The sequence below is a fragment of the Thermococcus celericrescens genome, from assembly GCF_001484195.1.
GTDB classification, from domain to species: Archaea; Methanobacteriota_B; Thermococci; order Thermococcales; family Thermococcaceae; genus Thermococcus; species Thermococcus celericrescens.
The window spans coordinates 12998-28701 of the sequence record NZ_LLYW01000044.1; the positions used below are offsets into that span (position 1 = coordinate 12998).

Annotated in this window: 15 protein-coding genes, 1 tRNA gene and 1 pseudogene; 4 read left to right on the forward strand and 13 right to left on the reverse strand. The window is 56.5% G+C overall.

From position 1 onward, the window contains the following. Window positions 1-4: 4 nt before the first annotated feature. The 7 genes from APY94_RS11430 to APY94_RS11460 form a co-directional block, all read right to left on the reverse strand. Window positions 5-907, reverse strand: a complete 903-nt coding sequence (locus APY94_RS11430; protein WP_014013169.1) for a coiled-coil protein — start codon at window positions 905-907, stop codon at window positions 5-7. Between the two features lie 138 nt (window positions 908-1045). Then, the gene (locus APY94_RS11435; protein WP_058939752.1) at window positions 1046-1891 is read right to left on the reverse strand and encodes an SDH family Clp fold serine proteinase; all 846 of its coding nucleotides are present in this window, start codon (window positions 1889-1891) and stop codon (window positions 1046-1048) included. Window positions 1892-1938: 47 nt separating this feature from the next. Then, window positions 1939-2886 (reverse strand): carbamate kinase, encoded by a 948-nt coding sequence (gene arcC, locus APY94_RS11440; RefSeq protein WP_058939753.1) that lies wholly within the window; start codon window positions 2884-2886, stop codon window positions 1939-1941. A gap of 148 nt (window positions 2887-3034) precedes the next feature. Next, window positions 3035-4297 carry a phytoene desaturase family protein gene (locus APY94_RS11445; protein WP_058939754.1) on the reverse strand — a complete coding sequence of 421 codons (1263 nt, stop codon included), beginning with the start codon at window positions 4295-4297 and terminating at the stop codon, window positions 3035-3037. 66 nt (window positions 4298-4363) lie between these two features. Next, window positions 4364-6322: a glyceraldehyde-3-phosphate:ferredoxin oxidoreductase gene (gene gor / locus APY94_RS11450; RefSeq protein WP_058939755.1), complete on the reverse strand. Its 1959-nt coding sequence runs from the start codon at window positions 6320-6322 to the stop codon at window positions 4364-4366. Between the two features lie 162 nt (window positions 6323-6484). Next, complete coding sequence (gene fbp / locus APY94_RS11455) at window positions 6485-7612, reverse strand: fructose-1,6-bisphosphate aldolase/phosphatase (RefSeq protein WP_058939756.1); 1128 nt, start codon at window positions 7610-7612, stop codon at window positions 6485-6487. Window positions 7613-7737: 125 nt separating this feature from the next. Next, window positions 7738-7974: a hypothetical protein gene (locus APY94_RS11460; protein WP_058939757.1), complete on the reverse strand. Its 237-nt coding sequence runs from the start codon at window positions 7972-7974 to the stop codon at window positions 7738-7740. 94 nt (window positions 7975-8068) lie between these two features. Between APY94_RS11460 and APY94_RS11465 the strand changes: the two genes are divergently transcribed. Continuing rightward, window positions 8069-8209, forward strand: a tRNA-Trp gene (locus APY94_RS11465). 35 nt (window positions 8210-8244) lie between these two features. Here the strand turns inward: APY94_RS11465 and APY94_RS11470 are convergent. The 3 genes from APY94_RS11470 to rlmD all read right to left on the reverse strand — a co-directional run bounded on the left by APY94_RS11470 (window position 8245) and on the right by rlmD (window position 10956). Then, window positions 8245-9075 (reverse strand): DUF835 domain-containing protein, encoded by an 831-nt coding sequence (locus tag APY94_RS11470; protein ID WP_058939758.1) that lies wholly within the window; start codon window positions 9073-9075, stop codon window positions 8245-8247. A 133-nt stretch (window positions 9076-9208) separates the two neighbouring features. Then, window positions 9209-9634 carry an HTH-type transcriptional regulator LrpA gene (gene lrpA, locus APY94_RS11475; protein ID WP_058939759.1) on the reverse strand — a complete coding sequence of 142 codons (426 nt, stop codon included), beginning with the start codon at window positions 9632-9634 and terminating at the stop codon, window positions 9209-9211. 68 nt (window positions 9635-9702) lie between these two features. Continuing rightward, on the reverse strand, window positions 9703-10956 hold the full coding sequence (gene rlmD, locus APY94_RS11480) for a 23S rRNA (uracil(1939)-C(5))-methyltransferase RlmD (RefSeq protein ID WP_058939760.1): 1254 nt from the start codon (window positions 10954-10956) through the stop codon (window positions 9703-9705). Window positions 10957-11064: 108 nt separating this feature from the next. Between rlmD and APY94_RS11485 the strand changes: the two genes are divergently transcribed. Both APY94_RS11485 and APY94_RS11490 read left to right on the forward strand, forming a co-directional pair. Continuing rightward, on the forward strand, window positions 11065-11280 hold the full coding sequence (locus APY94_RS11485) for a helix-turn-helix domain-containing protein (protein WP_058939761.1): 216 nt from the start codon (window positions 11065-11067) through the stop codon (window positions 11278-11280). A 49-nt stretch (window positions 11281-11329) separates the two neighbouring features. Continuing rightward, a complete protein-coding gene (locus APY94_RS11490) occupies window positions 11330-12163 on the forward strand; it encodes a MinD/ParA family ATP-binding protein (protein WP_058939762.1) in 834 nt (277 codons plus the stop codon). Here APY94_RS11490 and pyrE read toward each other — a convergent pair. After that, window positions 12119-12670: an orotate phosphoribosyltransferase gene (pyrE, locus tag APY94_RS11495; protein ID WP_058939766.1), complete on the reverse strand. Its 552-nt coding sequence runs from the start codon at window positions 12668-12670 to the stop codon at window positions 12119-12121. The genes APY94_RS11490 and pyrE overlap by 45 nt on opposite strands. Before the next feature lie 115 nt (window positions 12671-12785). Between pyrE and APY94_RS11500 the strand changes: the two genes are divergently transcribed. Further along, the gene (locus APY94_RS11500; RefSeq protein WP_058939763.1) at window positions 12786-13529 is read left to right on the forward strand and encodes a protease PrsW; all 744 of its coding nucleotides are present in this window, start codon (window positions 12786-12788) and stop codon (window positions 13527-13529) included. On the opposite strand, the gene APY94_RS11505 is transcribed toward APY94_RS11500, so the two are convergent. Both APY94_RS11505 and APY94_RS13420 read right to left on the reverse strand, forming a co-directional pair. Then, entirely contained in the window at window positions 13513-15192 is a 1680-nt protein-coding gene (locus APY94_RS11505; RefSeq protein ID WP_058939764.1) for an ATP-dependent DNA ligase, read from the reverse strand. The two genes, APY94_RS11500 and APY94_RS11505, sit on opposite strands and share 17 nt — an antisense overlap. Before the next feature lie 44 nt (window positions 15193-15236). Beyond that, window positions 15237-15704: pseudogene (locus APY94_RS13420) on the reverse strand (pantoate kinase); the annotation flags it as partial.

Below are 15704 nucleotides of genomic sequence, written 5' to 3' on the forward strand. Positions count from 1 at the left end.
GGCCTCAGACAAGGTTGTACCTCTGGAGGAGGAGCAGTTCGTCAAGGGTGAGCTTCTCGCCCTTCTTGAACTTCTCAAGGGCCTCGACGGCCTTCTCGAAGCTGGCGTCCTTCTTGGCGTGCATCCTGGCAACGAGCCTGTAGGCGATGAGCTCCTTGTGCTTCTCGTCGTACTCGCGTATCTTCTTCTCGATGCTGCGGAGCTCCTTCCTGACCTCCCTAATCTTGTCGCGGAGCTCAACGACCTTGGCGTGGTACTCGTCGGCCTCCTTCTTGACCTCGTCGGCCTGGTTGAACGCCGCTATCATCTGCTCGTGGAACTGCTGACTCTGGTTGGCGAGCTTCTGTATCTCGAGGCTGATGTTCCTCCTGGCCTTCTTGAGCTGATCGACCTTCTTCCTGGACTCGACGAGCTTCTTGTGGAAGCGCTCGGCCTGCTGGAGTATCTCAAGTTCGGTGGCGAGAACCTGTATCTGATCCACGATCTGCTTCTCCCTGTCGGGTGTGATGTTCGGGTTGGTCTGGAGCTCCCATTCGAGCTTCTCTATCCTCTCCTGGATCTTCGCCGGCGGCATCTTAAGTCTGCGGAGCTGGTTGTACTCGTCCCTCTTGGTGCGGTACTCGAGTATCTCCTGATAGAGGAGGTCGAGCTTCGCGTTTATCTCCTCACGGTTCTTCTTCAGCTCCTGTATCTGCGCGTTGATTTCATCGCGCTTGGCCTTGTACTCTCTGCCCTTCTGGCGGAGCCCCTTGACCTCGTTATTCTTCTCGTCCCTCTTCTGGATCCAGATTTGAAGCTCCTTTTCAAGCTCATCCAGTTTGGCCCTTATCTCGTTTCTCTCCTTTTCAAGGGCCTCTATCTCCCTCTTGATCCTCTTAATCTCCTCTGGGTCCACTTTCGTCTGCATCGCTCTTACCCCTCTCCCTTTTTAGAACAGCTGACCTGCTCAAACATTTCTGGACTCAAAAAGGAATGAGCAAATAAAAACTTTTTGGCCAAAATTCCCTCAACCGGAGAAAAATGGAAACACAAAAGGGAAAAGACCTCACTTGCCGACCTCGCCCCCTTGCGTGTACGGCATGAACTCTACCGTGCCCCTCTGCTTCATTGGCTGCTTGTAGAGCTCCATCAGGGCGTAAACCTCCTCCGGAACGTCCGTGCTGACGTGAAGGCCCAGCTCCCTGGCCTGCTCGTATGTGATCGGGTAGTCGTGCGTCCACCTGCCCTCGGTGAGCACCCGAGCAAGCTCCCGGGCCTTCTCATCGCCGTAGCGGTCCTTCAGCAGGGTGTAAACGAAGTCGCGGACCTGGTTGATGGCCTTCTCCGCAACGTCCGCCAGGATGAGGGTCTGGTCGTCCACTTTGTCAACCCCCTTCCTCTCGACGGCCCTGACGATGCTCGGTCCCGGATACTGGCCGAGCTGCGGGTCAACCGGCCCCAAAACCGCGTGCGGGTCCATTATTATCCTGTCCGCGGCGAGGGCGATGAGCGTCCCGCCGCTCATGGCGTAGTGGGGGACTATGACGCGTGTTTCAGCCGGATGGTCGTGGAGCGCTTTCGCTATCTGCGTCGCTGCAAGTACGAGGCCTCCTGGGGTGTGGATTATCAGGTCTATCGGCCTGTCCTTGGGGGCCGAGCGGATGGCCCTGAGAACCTCCTCGCTGTCCTCGACGCTTATGAACTTGTAGAAGGGTATGCCGAAGAGGCCGATGCTCTCCTGCCTGTGGATCATGGTTATTACCGTTGATTTTCGCTTTTCCGAGAGCCTCTTGAGCAGTCTCGCCCTGGCCAGCTGCAGGCTCCTGTACTGCATCTGAGGCCACAGCAGGATGTACATGAAGAACAGCCACCACAGCAGCGAACCGAAGAATCCGGTAGCGGCCTCTCCCATGTTATCACCGAAGAAAGAAGGGAGAGGAGATATTTATAGAATTTGGTTCAGCCCTTTATGACCTGCGTTCCGGTCTTTCCTTCGAGGGCCTCAACGGCCCTGTCGAGCGCCGCTATAACCGCCCTCTCGCCGCCCCACTCGACGAACCTTATCGCGGCTAAGACCTTCGGGCCCATGCTTCCCTTCTTGAAGTGGCCCGCCTCGTAGTACTTCCTGAGCTCCCCGACGGTGACCTTCCCGAGCCAGCGCTCGTCGGGTTTGCCGAAGTTTACAGCGGCCCCGTTCACATCGGTCAGAATCATGAATATGTCCGCGTTTACCTCCTCAGCGAGCCTCTCCCCGGCCAGATCCTTGTCTATAACCGCCTCGACGCCCTTGAGCTGGCCGTTCTCCTCGATGACGGGGACTCCACCGCCGCCGCTGGTGATCACTATGAAGCCCTTCTCAACGAGGTCCTGGATGATCTCCGCCTCGACGTGCCCTATCGGGTCCGGGCTCGGCACAACGCGCCTCCAGCCCCTGCCGGAGTCCTCTATCACGGTCCAGCCCTTCTCCTTCGCGAGCTTCTTCGCTGTTTCTTCGTCGTAGAATGGCCCAACCGGCTTGCTCGGGTGCAGGAAGGCGGGGTCGTTCTTGTCCACGATGGTCTGGGTGACTATCGTCGCCACCGGCCTGTCTATCCCGCGTCTCTTCAGCTCGTTCCTTATCGCCTGCTGTATCATGTACCCTATCTGCCCCTGGGTCATCGCGCCGGCAACGTCCATCGGCTGGGCCGGAATGCCGTGAACCTGCTGGCCGGCGTCCATGTGGAGAAGGAGCGCCCCAACCTGGGGACCGTTACCGTGGGTGATTACAACCTCGTAGTCCCCGTCAAGGATTATATCCACTATCTGCCTGGCCGTCTTCATGACGTTGGCCATCTGCTCCTCGTAGGTTCCCTTCTGGCCTCGCTGGAGAATAGCGTTACCGCCCAAGGCTATTACAACCCTCTTCATGAGCATCACCTCCGGGATGGATAAATACGCGGGGGAGGATAAAAACGTTCGTTAGGAGCCAGGGCTGTTCACTGGAAAAAGGTTCGGGGGGCGGGAAAATAAGTTGGCAAAGGTAAAGAATAGCAGGCCCCAAGAGGGCGGCTCCCCCTCAGAGGTACCAGTCGGAGAAGCTTCCCAGTCCGAGCCTCTCAAGCGTCCTCATGACTCCGAGGGCTATGCCTTCAACCTCTATTCCTCCGGGCGGCTTGTAGGCATCGCCGACGATGTAAACATCGCTTATCGGGAAGTCCTCAACGGTCTGGCCGCTCGCCACCCTGTTCACGGGATTCCCGTCGAGGTAGGTCTGAACGAGCAGAATCTCGCCCTCCTTATCGAGGTTCGGGAAGATGCGGTAGATGTCGTCTATTCCCTTCCTCTGCTCGGCCTTGACGTTCCTGCTCTGGAGGGCATGGTGGAGCATTATCAGGGTGTAGCCTTCCTTGGCAAGCTCCGGGCTCAGTGAGGAGGGCTCGTTGTAGCCGTTTATCCTCTCCGTGTCGAGGGTGAAGACGACGGTGTTGCCTATCCCCGGCTCACCCTTTAGTGCCACGTTGTACTTTATGCCCTCGCTCGGCTTCAGCGAATCAACGCGCTTGAGGTACTCGCGGTCGAAGTTCTCCCTGCCGATCAGCTCGACGGTCTCCTTTATTCCGACGTTGGAAATCAGCACGTCGTACTGCAGCTCGTCGCCGTCGGAGGTTACGACCTTCTTGGCATCGGCGTCGATTTCAATGGCCCTCTTCCTTGTGATTATCCTTCCGCCGTTGCCGAGGATTATTGAGCTCAACGCGTCGGGAATCGACTTGCAACCACCTTTCACCAGGCCCGGCCCGCCCCACCTCAGCGCTGCCTTTATCTCCCTCGCCAGCTCCCCCGCCGGAACGTCTAAGACGCTGTCGGCCCAGCCTAGGAAGCTTTTGATGAAGAGGTCAACGAACTCGTTGTCGCCTATCTTTTCCTTTATCCACTCGCGGCCGCTCATCTCGGCCTCTTCCCCGGTTGGCAGTTTGTTCCTCTTGATGTCGAGAAGGAGCTTTGTAGCCCTGGCCTTCTCGGTTAAGCTCAGATACTTCCAGCCATCGCGGTAGTGGAAGGTTTTTCCACCGTAGAGAATCATGCCCTTTGGATTCGAGTTCACGATTTGGACGTCCGCATTGAGAAGCTTGAGGAGGTGAACCAAAGGCCCGTCCTCACCGTGGGGGAGCATGTGGAAGGCCCCCGTAGAGAGGCCGAAGCCCTGGTAATCCAGATTCGTGAAGCGGCCGCCGATGTAGGGAGACTTTTCGATGACAGTGACATCGTAACCGTTTTTAGCCAGGAACGAGGCCGTCAGAAGGCCGCCGATTCCGGAGCCTATGACAACTGCCCGCATTGTTCTCACCCGAAAACCTGAGGGAAAGAGGGGAATATAAGGGTTGTTCCTAAAAGGAAGAAAAACTCAAAGCCTCCACTCCACACCCAGAATCTCGCTGTACGCACTGAGCACCCTTTCGAGGTACTCCTTGGCGGTGCCTACCTTGTCGATTCTGAACTTCTCCGCCCAGCGCTCGTTTCCGAACTCCTCGCTTCCTGCTGAAACGAGGTCTATAACGCGCATCGAGTCCCAGAAGACCGGTGTGTAGCCTGCTTTCTTGGCGTACTCTATGAGCCTCTTGATCTGCTTCCTGGCGTGCTCCTCCATGTCCACGTTGGCTCCGTATGCGTCCATGAAGAGCGCCTTGAGAACGGGCTTCATCCACCCCCTGTGGAAGCGGCACCAGCCGACGTTGTCGTACCAGAACTCCCAGAGGGCGCTCGCTATTATCTTGCTCGCCAGCTCCTCCGGCTCAAGGAAGACGCCGAACTGGTAGAACGTCCAGTAGCGACCCTGAATCGGGAGCGGTATGTAGTTGCCTATCGCCCAGTACATCGTCGGTGTCATCTCTCCGTCCTCGCCGAGCGGTGTAAAGACTGCGTAGTCCTTGAAGCTCTCGCCGTACTTTAGGCGATCCTTGAAGCGCTCGTCGAAGATTACGCTCGCCTTCCTCTTGCCGAGGCCGATTATCTTGGCTGTTTCGTTCTCGGCGAAGGCCACGAGGTGGGCAAGCTCAGCCACAAGCTTGGCGTTGACCTCGCCCGCCTCGACCGGGCGCTCGAGGAGCGCCTCCTTCGTGAACTCCGGCTTTCCGCTTATACCGACCTCCTCCGGTTTGAGCAGACCGCGGTGGACGAGCTCAAGGACCCAGGCGGCGGTTCCGCCGAACTCTATCGCGTCGAAGCCCATCGCGTCTGCCGCGTGGACGCTTATGTCGCTGGCGCGGAGGCTTATGCTTCCGCTCAGCGGACCGTTGGCCTCGTAGGGCTCATATTCGACGTGGTGGCCGCGGCGGTACTTCTTACAGACGACGGGACACGGCTCGCCGCAGGTCGTCCAATTCTTGGGTTTTATAGCCTCTTCGTTGAAGGGCTCCCAGTAGTGCTTCATTATGTTCTCGTGAATCTTAATGCGCTCCTCCTTTGGAATGTATGGCATCTGCCAGTTGAGTATCGGAACGAAGTCGCCCTCGGCCGGGTAGTTGCCGCCGAAGGTTCCGCCGGTGTTGAGCTTGGGGTTGAAGCGGTATTTGGTGGTTTTCTCGCTTATTATCTCGTTGTATGGCTTTTTGTGTACACCCTCAACGATGCCCTTGGAGGTCTTGAAGTTGCCGATGTCCTCACCCGGGAAGGGCCTCTTCCTCGGCTTTCCGCCGAAGATTACGCCGACGACGTTGTGGGCACGGAGGAGAACGCTTCCAGAACCTCCGCGGGCGGCCCAGTCCTCGCTGCCTACGAGCCTCTCCCCCTTCCTGAGCGCCTGGGAGAAGATCGCGCCGTAGTTGGAGTTGAGGGCGGCAGGTCCTACGACGGCGATGCGGTATTCGAAGTCGAACCTTTCGCCGAAGGTGTCTATGAGGTACTGGGTGAGCGCATAAACTCCTTCCTCATCCTTGTAGCCCCTCCAGATTTCAACGACCTTCTCAAGCTCGATCTCGTGGAGCTCCACCCGAACGTTATCACCATCGTTGTAGAGGAGAACCACGACGGGCTTCTCGGCCTTGCCCTCGAAGGTCACGAAATCAACGCCGACGTTCTTGAAGGCGTAAGCCGCTCCGCCCATGGCGGAGGGGAACAGGGTTCCGTAGAGAGGCGAGCGGAAGAAGAACATAAGCCTGTGGGCACCGGGCAGTGTTGAGCCTGAGAAGGGTCCCATTCCCATGACAACGACGTTCTTCGGGTCGTATGGCTCAATGTCGTAGGTTTCGAGGTTCTCGTGAACCTCTATACCGTAGTCTATGACCCCATATATCCCGTCCCTCTCCAGCTCCTCACTCTCCACTTTCTTCTCGTCCAGATTGAGCCTGAGAATTGTGAACTTCATGACTCCCACCCCTGTGTATCACTCCGAGTGTTAGTTTTGGGCTGAAGAATATTTAAGGCTTCCGATGGGTCTATCAAAAAAGTTGGGCGGGAGGTTATAAAAACCTTAGCAATCGGGACGGCCGAGGAACGTTGCAGAAACCAAAGGAGAAAAGGGAAAGGATCACTCGATCTTCTTGAACCTCTCCTCGAGCCTCTTGAGGACGCCCGGGAGGGTGGTGTACTCCATGTCCTCCATCGGGAGCCTGTGGGGCTCGAACGGGCCGTGCCTGCGCATGTACTCGGCGATCTCGACGGCCTTCTGCCTGGCGCCGTCGAAGGCGGGATCATCGAAGAGGTCAACCGGACCGACGAGCTTTCCTTCTGGGCTTATCTGCCAGCCGAGGGCGACGACCCTTGGAGGACCGTCGAACCTTGTCGGGTTGGCCTGGTGCATCGCGACTGGCATGACCGGGCCGTTGTGGGAACCCCTCATCCATCCGCTGACGAGGTGTGGGAAGGCGAAGGGTTCGAGCACTTCACCGAGGGCCGGCAGTCCGCTCTGGGCGCGGACGATGGCGACCGGGTCGTCCTTCCCTATGTACTCGCCGGCTATCTCGTAGAGCTTCTCGGTGCTCACAACAGCGACCGGCTCGTCCTTGGCTATCTTGTGGCCCTCCTTCGGGAAGACGCGCTTGATGACGTACCTGCTCTTGGCGCCGATGAGCGCGAGGAGGTCGTAGACTTCTTCCGGCGTGTTAAGGATCACGCGCTTGTGCTCCTTTATGTCCCAGACCTCGAAGCGGAAGCCCATGTGCATGTTCGGGTCGATGACGAGGCCGGCGGTGTTGAACGGGTCCGCGAACATTCTGAATATTGGCAGATTGAACGCGCCGGGCTCGGTCTTGTCCATGTGGAACGTGACAACGGGCTCGCTCTTCCTGATGGTTATCTCCATCTCGGCTATTCCCGGACCCATTCCCCTTATGTTGCCGCTGAAGGCGTCCTTGAGGAGGTCCTGACCGGCACCATAGAGGCCAAGCTCCTTGGCAACCTTCGTGGCCTCCTCGAAGGCCTTCCACGTCAGACCGTGTATCTCTGAGCTGTCAACACCCTTCCTGTGGGTCATGATGAGCTGAAGGTCATCGCCGCAGGTGGCGACGTAGAAGTCGATGATGGTTCCGTCCTCGACGGCCTTTGAGAGGACTTCCTCGGCCGTCTCGACGAGCTGCGGGTGCACCCTCGAGTGCCCCGGCCAGCCGCCGATGTCAGCCTTGATCACGCTGAGGGTTATCTTTTCTCCAACTGCCATTGGCAACCACCGATAGCTTTAACCACTTTTATGCTTATAAAACGTTAATATCACCGTCGATGATACACAAAAAGGAGTCAAAATTCGGGAAGCCTAAGGGTGTGGGAGCAAGAACGAGAGGGACCTCACTCGCAGATGTCCGTCCAGCCAAACTCCTCCCTGGCCACCTTGATGAGGTTTTTGAGTTCCTCCTTCTTAATGTTGACACTGGAACTCGCCCCGACGAGGGCTATGATGCCGTGCACCTCTTCCTGAACCTGAATCACGTTGTCGCTGACCTTGACTATGCGGAGCTCCCTCCTGGCGGTCTCGTCGTCGCTTATCTTGAATTTGTCCTTTCCAATAACCACGGGCTCCTCCATAGTAATCACCAGAATATTTTTGTAAGCCAAAGTTAATAAAACTTCCGCCAATCATAAAACTTATAAACCTGCCCCTGCTAAGGTTAAGCTGGACGGGGGCATGGTGTAGCCTGGTCCATCATCGCGGGCTCCAGAGGTATGAGGACTTGCGGGTTTGCTGATTTGGGGATGAGCCTTTGGAGCTCTGACCCGGAGAAACCCGCGGACCGGGGTTCAAATCCCCGTGCCCCCACCAATTCTAAAAGCAGTTTGGATGGAATGTCGGGCCGTTCAGTGGGCAAGAGTTTTTTCAAGATCGGTAATGGGCCTCAGCTCGGAGGTTAGTATGCTGAATGTTCTCTCGTTCAGGGATTCCTTATCAACGGTCACGATAACAAGTCCCCGATTAAGAGTCGCAAAGTCTTTGATGCTGGTTATGAATTTAAGAACCGCATCCTCTCCGTTCTCCAGGATAAAGTACTCCACACAGTCGATCAGGATTACCTTATCAATATTGGCCGTCTCAAGGAACCTCCTGAGATTGTCCATTATAACCTCCAGCTTCGTTGGACTCACTGCATCGCCGTGTTGAACCGTAGATACCCACATCACCGGGATCAGCTTGAGACCGAGCTTTCTACGGAACATGTCGGGAGGATCCCTGGTAACGGCTATCCCCGGCATGCGGTAGCGTTTCGTAAGTTCCGTAAAAATCAGGTACGCCCTGCCCCTCTCCCCCCAGTACGCACCGTACCTGATGGAGTCCGCCGGTTCTGAGGCTATCGGGACTATCGTATATTCCCCGCGGGCAAACGGCAGGTATATCATAACGGAGGAGACGAGAAGCAGCAGGGCACCGACGGTGAGCATAACCGAACGGATCCATGAGTACGTGGGATCGTTGTTCAGTACGGTAGTCCTTAGGAGAACGCCTATCACCTGAGCCACCACGATCAGCGAAAACGCGAGGAGGAGCGAATTGAAAGCCCGAATAAAATAGCTGAATCCGAGGTTTTTCTTTGTTTTTCCTCCCATAGCCAGCAGGACAACAACGATTATGGACGTCGCCACGAGAACGATTAAATCTCTGATAAAATATCCTATCGATATTATTTCCGGCATAGTAATAGTTTTGCAGAGGGAATATTTAAACTTTTAACCGACTTCCATTCCCGAAAGGCAAACTCATGAAAAGAAAAGCAGAGCAAGACGCCTAACCGATCCCCCAAAGGGGGAGGCTTGAAAAAGGAAAAAGTCACTTCAACCTCTCAAGGATTATCGCCGGACAGACCTTGGTGACACCCTCAAGCCTGCCTATCTTGTTGGAGATTATGTCGGACAGGTCCTCTCCATCCCTGGCCCAGACCTCGGCCATTATCATGTGGTCGCCGCTGGTCAGGTAAACCTCCCTCACGAAATCGAACTCCTTGATCTTCTCGGCAACGTCAAATATCTTCTCCGGCAACGTGTCAACGCCCGTGAGGCTGACCAGGTTGTAGCCCAGCTTCGCCGGGTCAACGATGACGGTGTACTGCTTTATAACCCCCGCCTCCTCCAGGGCCTTTACGCGCTTCCTTACTGCGGTCTCACTTATGCCCAGGACCTTCGCTATCTCCGTGAACGGAGTGCGGGCGTCCTTGGTGAGCATCTCGATTATGATGTTATCTCTCTCGTCAAGCATTTTCATCACCCCTGTTTACCTCTATGCTGACTAAGTATATTAAGTTTTTGAACCCAGGGGTTCTAAAATTAAACCCCAAGTTTAAGTTTGACAACCGTCTCCACGTGGGGTGTGTGCGGGAACATGTCAATCCCCACAGCCCCCTCCAGGGAATAAACCCCCGCCAGTTCGTCGAGATTGGCTCTGAGGGTCTTTGGATTGCAGGAGACGTAAACGATGCTTTGCGGTTTGTCTTTTAAGATTTTCCTTATCAGTTTGGGATGCAATCCCGCCCTTGGCGGATCAACTATTATGGTATCGTATTCCGAAAGATTTTCAACATCCCTGTCCTGCCCCACCCTGAACGCGGCGTCAACGCCGTTGAGCTCGGCGTTTCTGTTCGCCATCTCCACCGCGAAGGGATTTATCTCGATTCCCTCAACGGAGAATCCCCTTTTGGCCAGATAGATGCCGAAGGTCCCCACACCAGAGTAGAGGTCAAGAACCCTCTCACCGTCAACGAGCTCCGCCACCTTGCGCACCAGGGTGACCGCCTGATGGCTGTTCGTCTGGAAGAAGCTGTTTGGATGGATCAGGTAGGTAACGTCGTCGAGCCGCTCCCGTATGAACTCGCTGCCCCAGAAGCGCTCTATCTCCCCGTAGGAGACGTCGCTCGGGGTCCTGTTCACGCTCCAGTACACCGAGTCCGCGTAGTCAAAATAGTCGGGGAAGGACTCGGGGAGACTGCCCTCCGAGGTGACGAGGTTCACCATAAGCTCACCCGTGAACTTGCCCTCGCGGATGACGATATAGCGCAGAAAACCCTCGTTCTTCCGTATCTCGTACAGACTAGGGGTGTGGTCTTCTATAAACTCCCTCAGGGAGCGGAGAACCCTCCTGCTGGATTCGCCGAAGACGGGGCACCACTCGATGTCAACCGCGTCCCACCACGTGCCGCGCCTCCTGAACCCAATCCCGTTCGTCGAAATGACAACATCGATGCGGTTTCTGTGACCGTAAATCACGGGCGATGGAATAACTTCGACGTCAATACCAAGAAGGGCAGAGAGCTTCTCCGCCTTGAACTCAACCTGCCTCTCGTAGGGGATGTGCTGAAGAAGGCACCCGCCGCAGACCCCAAAACTGAGACACACCGGTTCCACTCTGCTGGCGGAGGGCTCCACGACCCCAAAATCAGTGGCGGTTAGCTTCCGTTTTTTCTTTCGCCATTTTCTCACTTCAACAACGTCGCCGGGTGCAGTGAAAGGAACGTGGATTTCCCTCTTTCCCACACGTATAACGCCCAGTCCTTCATGGTCGAGCCTCTCAACGATTCCCCGCATACTCCTCCCTCCCCGATACGCTTTATAAACCTGCCCTTGGATACCTGCCAACCATGCTCACGGAAGGTTTATTTAGTTCGTTAACGTAACTAGTAACGGTGCCACCGAATGTTCGGCAGGCATAAAGATGCTGTGTATAAGGTACTCGCCACAAAAAAAAGGGCGGTCGCCCTCCAGAGTCTGAGCGCTGAACTCGAAACACCCGCACCCGCGGTCTTTAGGGCCGTGAAGGAGCTGGAATCCGACGGTCTCGTTGAGGTCTTCTACGGCCAAGACAAGGCCGCCATAATGGTTCGCGCCAAAACAATAGGGGACTACATCTGAGCCCCTTTCAATAATTTTCTTGGAATTAATGCAGCCGGAGGCCCAGTTAATGGTATCCATAGTCATCACCGGGAGGGGAGGTGCGGGAAAAACAACAATGAGCGCAAACCTGAGTACGTACTTCTCACGGAGGGGCTACCGCTCGCTCGTCGTGGACGGTGACCTGTACCTCCCAAAGCTCGCCTTTCACTTCGGGATATACAACCCCCAGTACAACATCCACACCCTTCTGAAGAATCCGAACATGAGGGTTGTTCAGGCGGTGTACCACGACCCCAGAACGGGTGTTGACATACTCCCTGGCAGCCCGAAGCTTTACGACGTCATCAACCTGGATCAGAAAAGACTGAGGGAGATAGTCAGGGAGATTGGAACCCGGTACAGGGTTACCATAATAGACTCCCCGGTCGGCATACCCTTCGACACCATCTCGACCTTTCGGCTCGCCCAGTACCAGCTCATCATAGTGGAGATAGAGCGTTGCCCGATACACTCCGTCCACAGAATGATCGAGAACGAGGTCGTGAAGCTTAAATCGCTGGGGGACGCGTACGGTCTCAAGGTCGGCGTGATACTCAACAAGGTGCGGGAATCGTCCCAGAGTGTGGATGATATAATCGACTTTCTTGAGTACAGCGTGGACGTGCCCGTGGTCGGCGTCATACCATTTGATCACAGGGTTCCCGAGGCGACGAACTACGGAAGGCCGGTCATCGACTACGCGCCCCACGCCAAGGCATCGAGGGCGATAGCCGAGAGCGGTGACATCCTGAACGAGTGGATATTCGGAAGGGAGAAAAAGGAAGGTATGCTCCAAAGGCTCTACGAGGCGATAATCTCATTCCTCCACTCCGGCAGAGTCCCTGCGGGCAAAAAGCTCTGAAACCGTGACCAGAGGGATAAACCGGTACTTCTCCCCTATTCTCTCACCGGCCCCTTCTTCCCTGTCAACCACCACGCTTATGGCGACTATCTCAGCCCCAGCCTTCTCCAGGACCTCGGCCGCGCGCAGAACGCTTCCGCCGGTGGTCGTCACGTCCTCGACCAGGAGTATCCTCTCGCCGGGCTTTACCTCGCCTTCGATCTGGCTTCCGGTGCCGTGCCCCTTGGGCTTCTTGCGGACTATGACGAGGGGCTTTCCGGTTTCCAGCGATAGGGCCGTCGCTATCGGTACCGCCCCGAGCTCCGGGCCGGCGACGCGGTCGAACTCTATGCCAAGCGCTCTGGCCTTCTCGGCCATCAGCCTCGCGATGAGCCTCAGCGCCCCGGGATTCGTGGAGAGCTTCTTGACGTTGATGTAGTAGTCGCTCTCCCTGCCGGAGGTGAGAACGAAGCGGCCGAAGAGTATGGCCCCCTCCGAGAAGAACATATCAACGAGCTGGCCCTTCATGTCCCCCATTTTGAACACCTTCATGTAAATTTCTCGGCAGTTCTAGAGGAAAATCCACACGGGATTTAAAAAAGTTGACGCCAACGTTAATAAGGGGAATGGTGGAGAAAATACCATGCTCACACCGGAAAAAGTCATCGAGTACTACTTCGGAATCATAACGGTGGTCGGCGGCCTGTCAGTTCTGCTGGCAATCAAGTACACCCTCCGGAGATGGCGCTCCTTTCCGGAGAGCGGCTGGAAGGTTCAGGGATTTGCCCTCGGTATTCTCGGCCTGGTCGTGGCATCCTTCCTTGAGGCGCCCCTCCTGTTCCTCAAGACGTGGATTGCGCTGGCCTTCGCTGCCGGGATAATCGAGGAGTCGGTGAAGCTCCTGCCCCTGAAGTTCTTCGGGCGCTCGCCAGAATGGGAGAAGTGGAAGCTCGTCATCGGGGCAGGCCTTTTCCTCGGGATTGTAGAGGGAATAATGTACACCGCAGGAATCTTCGCCCTGAACCAAGAACCCTACCTGGTGGCCGTTAGGGTAGTGCTTATGGGACTGCACACCATCTGGGCGGCTATTTCCGTTGGCTTCCTGCTCGGCGAGACCGGGTGGAAGCGCTTCACAGGGCTGGCCTTTTCGATGGTCGCCCACGCCCTCTACGACCTTCCCTCCCTGGCGATGGTGGATGGCTATTCCGGAAACGTGATCGCGTATCTTGCTGGACTCTCAACGGGCTTCCTGCTGGCCACCCCACTCATGGCAAAGAAGGCCGCCGAGCTGGCTGGAAAACTGGTTCCCGAGGAAGGTGAAGAAACGGGGGAAGTGCGGGAAAACGCTGAAGAAACTGAGGAAAGCGAGGTCACCTCTTCGCCTTGAACCTCTCCTGGAACTCGTAGAGCTGGGCTATGCGCTCGATTGTGTCCACTTCCTCCGGACTCTTGTCCTCCCTCAAAGCGACGTAGCGCGGGAAGCGGAGGGCAAAGCCGCTCTCGTACTTCGGACTTTTCTGTATCTCCTGGTAGGTGACCTGGATAACAACCTTCGGCTCTATCTCGACGTACTTGCCCTCCTCGCGGACTATGAGGGGCTTGAGCATCTTGGTGAACTCTGCCAAATCCTCGTCGGTGAAGCCGCTCCCGACCTTTCCAACCGGGACGAACTCGCCGCTGTGCGGATCGAAGGCCGCAACCAGGAAGGAGCCGAGAAGGTGTGCGCGCCTTCCCTCGCCCCATTCGGCGCCGATTATGACGAGGTCGAGGTCCTCCATCGTGGGCTTTATCTTGAGCCACTTCTTGCCCCTGTTTCCGGGCTCGTAAACCGAATCCAGGCGCTTCGCCATCAGCCCCTCGTGGCCGAGCTCAAGGGCGCGCTGGTAAAAAGTCTCCGCCTCATCGACGTTATCCGTGACCAGCTGCTCCGCCAGCCTTATCCGCTCACCCGGGGAGATTATACCCTCAAGTCTCTCCCTGCGCTCGGAGAAGGGGGTGTCTATCAGCCCCTCACCGTCAACGTAGAGGACATCGAAGAGGTTCAGCTCAAGGGGAATCTTCTCTATCATCTCCTCGATGTTGTACTTCCGCCTGAACCTCCTCAGCACGTACTGGAAGGGTCTGGGCTTTCCACCATCACCTACGGCAACGAGTTCGCCCTCCACGATAGCCTTTTCAGCCTTTACGCTCTCCAGAACCGCGTCAACAACCTCCGGAATGGACTTCGTCACGTTCTCCAGCCTGCGGGAGTATATAACAACCCTATCACCGTCCTTGTGAACCTGAACGCGTGCCCCATCGTATTTTATCTCGAACGCCGCCTTTCCGCCCATCTCCGTCAGCGCTTCCTTCACGTTGGCCGCGTTTTGAGCGAGCATCGGCCTTATGGGCTTGCCCACCTGGATTCTGACCTTTGAGAGGCCGTCGTTGCCCTCAAGCTTGGCCACCCTCGCGACGTATCCGAAGTCGCTCGTGAGCATGTAGGCCCTCTCGACGAGCTCGGCCTTGACGCCAAAGGCGCTCGCTATGGCGTCCCTCATGAGCCCCTCTGCAACGCCGGTTCTCATGGTTCCAAGGACAGTCCTGGCGAGGTACTTGCCCTCCTCCGGTCCGGCGTCCATGAAGAGGTTGGCCAGGTACTTCAGCTTTCTGTCCTGACTCCCCTGCCCGCTGGCCTCTGCTATCTTCACGAAGGTGTCATAAACGCGCTTTATGGTCAGCGGCTGGGAGAAGAAGCTCTTCTGTCTTTTCTTCTTCAGGGCTAAAGCAACACTCTCACCGAGGTCGCCGGTGTCTCTCACGGAGTTCTCTATCTCCCGCTCGGGAACGCCAGTAGCCATGGAGACGGCCTTTATGAGGAGCTTCTCACCGACTCCAAGCTCTCTCTCATCCCAGTCCGGGAAGACCTTTCCGAGGATGAGGTAGGGGATTATCTCGAGGAGCTCATCGGATGCCTTCTTGAGAAAATCAGAGACGAACCTTGTCTTGAGGGTCTTGAGGGTCGTTTTTTCCAGGCGCCTGTAAAGGTCAGCCAGTTCGGCGTATTTCATCTTCACCACCTGAGACGGAGTTAGGGGGAGGGGGATAAAAGGGTTTAGCCAACCCACCTGCCAACCGTTGGCCTACCCTCGTGGATTCCAGTCACGTCGTAGGGCAGGTTGAGGTCGGAAAGGAGGTTTCTGGCATTCTCCACCTCGTCTTTGCGGAGAAGGGCAAAGAGGCCCCTACCAAGCATTATCATGGAGCTGGGGATGGAAATCGCCCTGTCAAGCTCCCTCGCCAGTTCCAGGAGTTCACCGTTTAAGAGGCCGGTTTTCTCCGCGAATTCCCTCGCGAGGGCCATCATCCTGTCCGGCTTCGGCTCTCCAAGGAGCTTCTCGAGGGCTCCCCTCCCCTCGCGCTCTATGGCCTTCACGACGTCACCGTCCAGAACTTCTCTGGTTGAGAGCCTGCCCAGGGGAACGACGAGAACCTGATAATCCTCGAAGAAAAGGTTGTCAACGACACCAACGCCGGGGCCGCCGGCCCTAACCCTGACCTCTATCCCGCCGGCCAGCTGGCC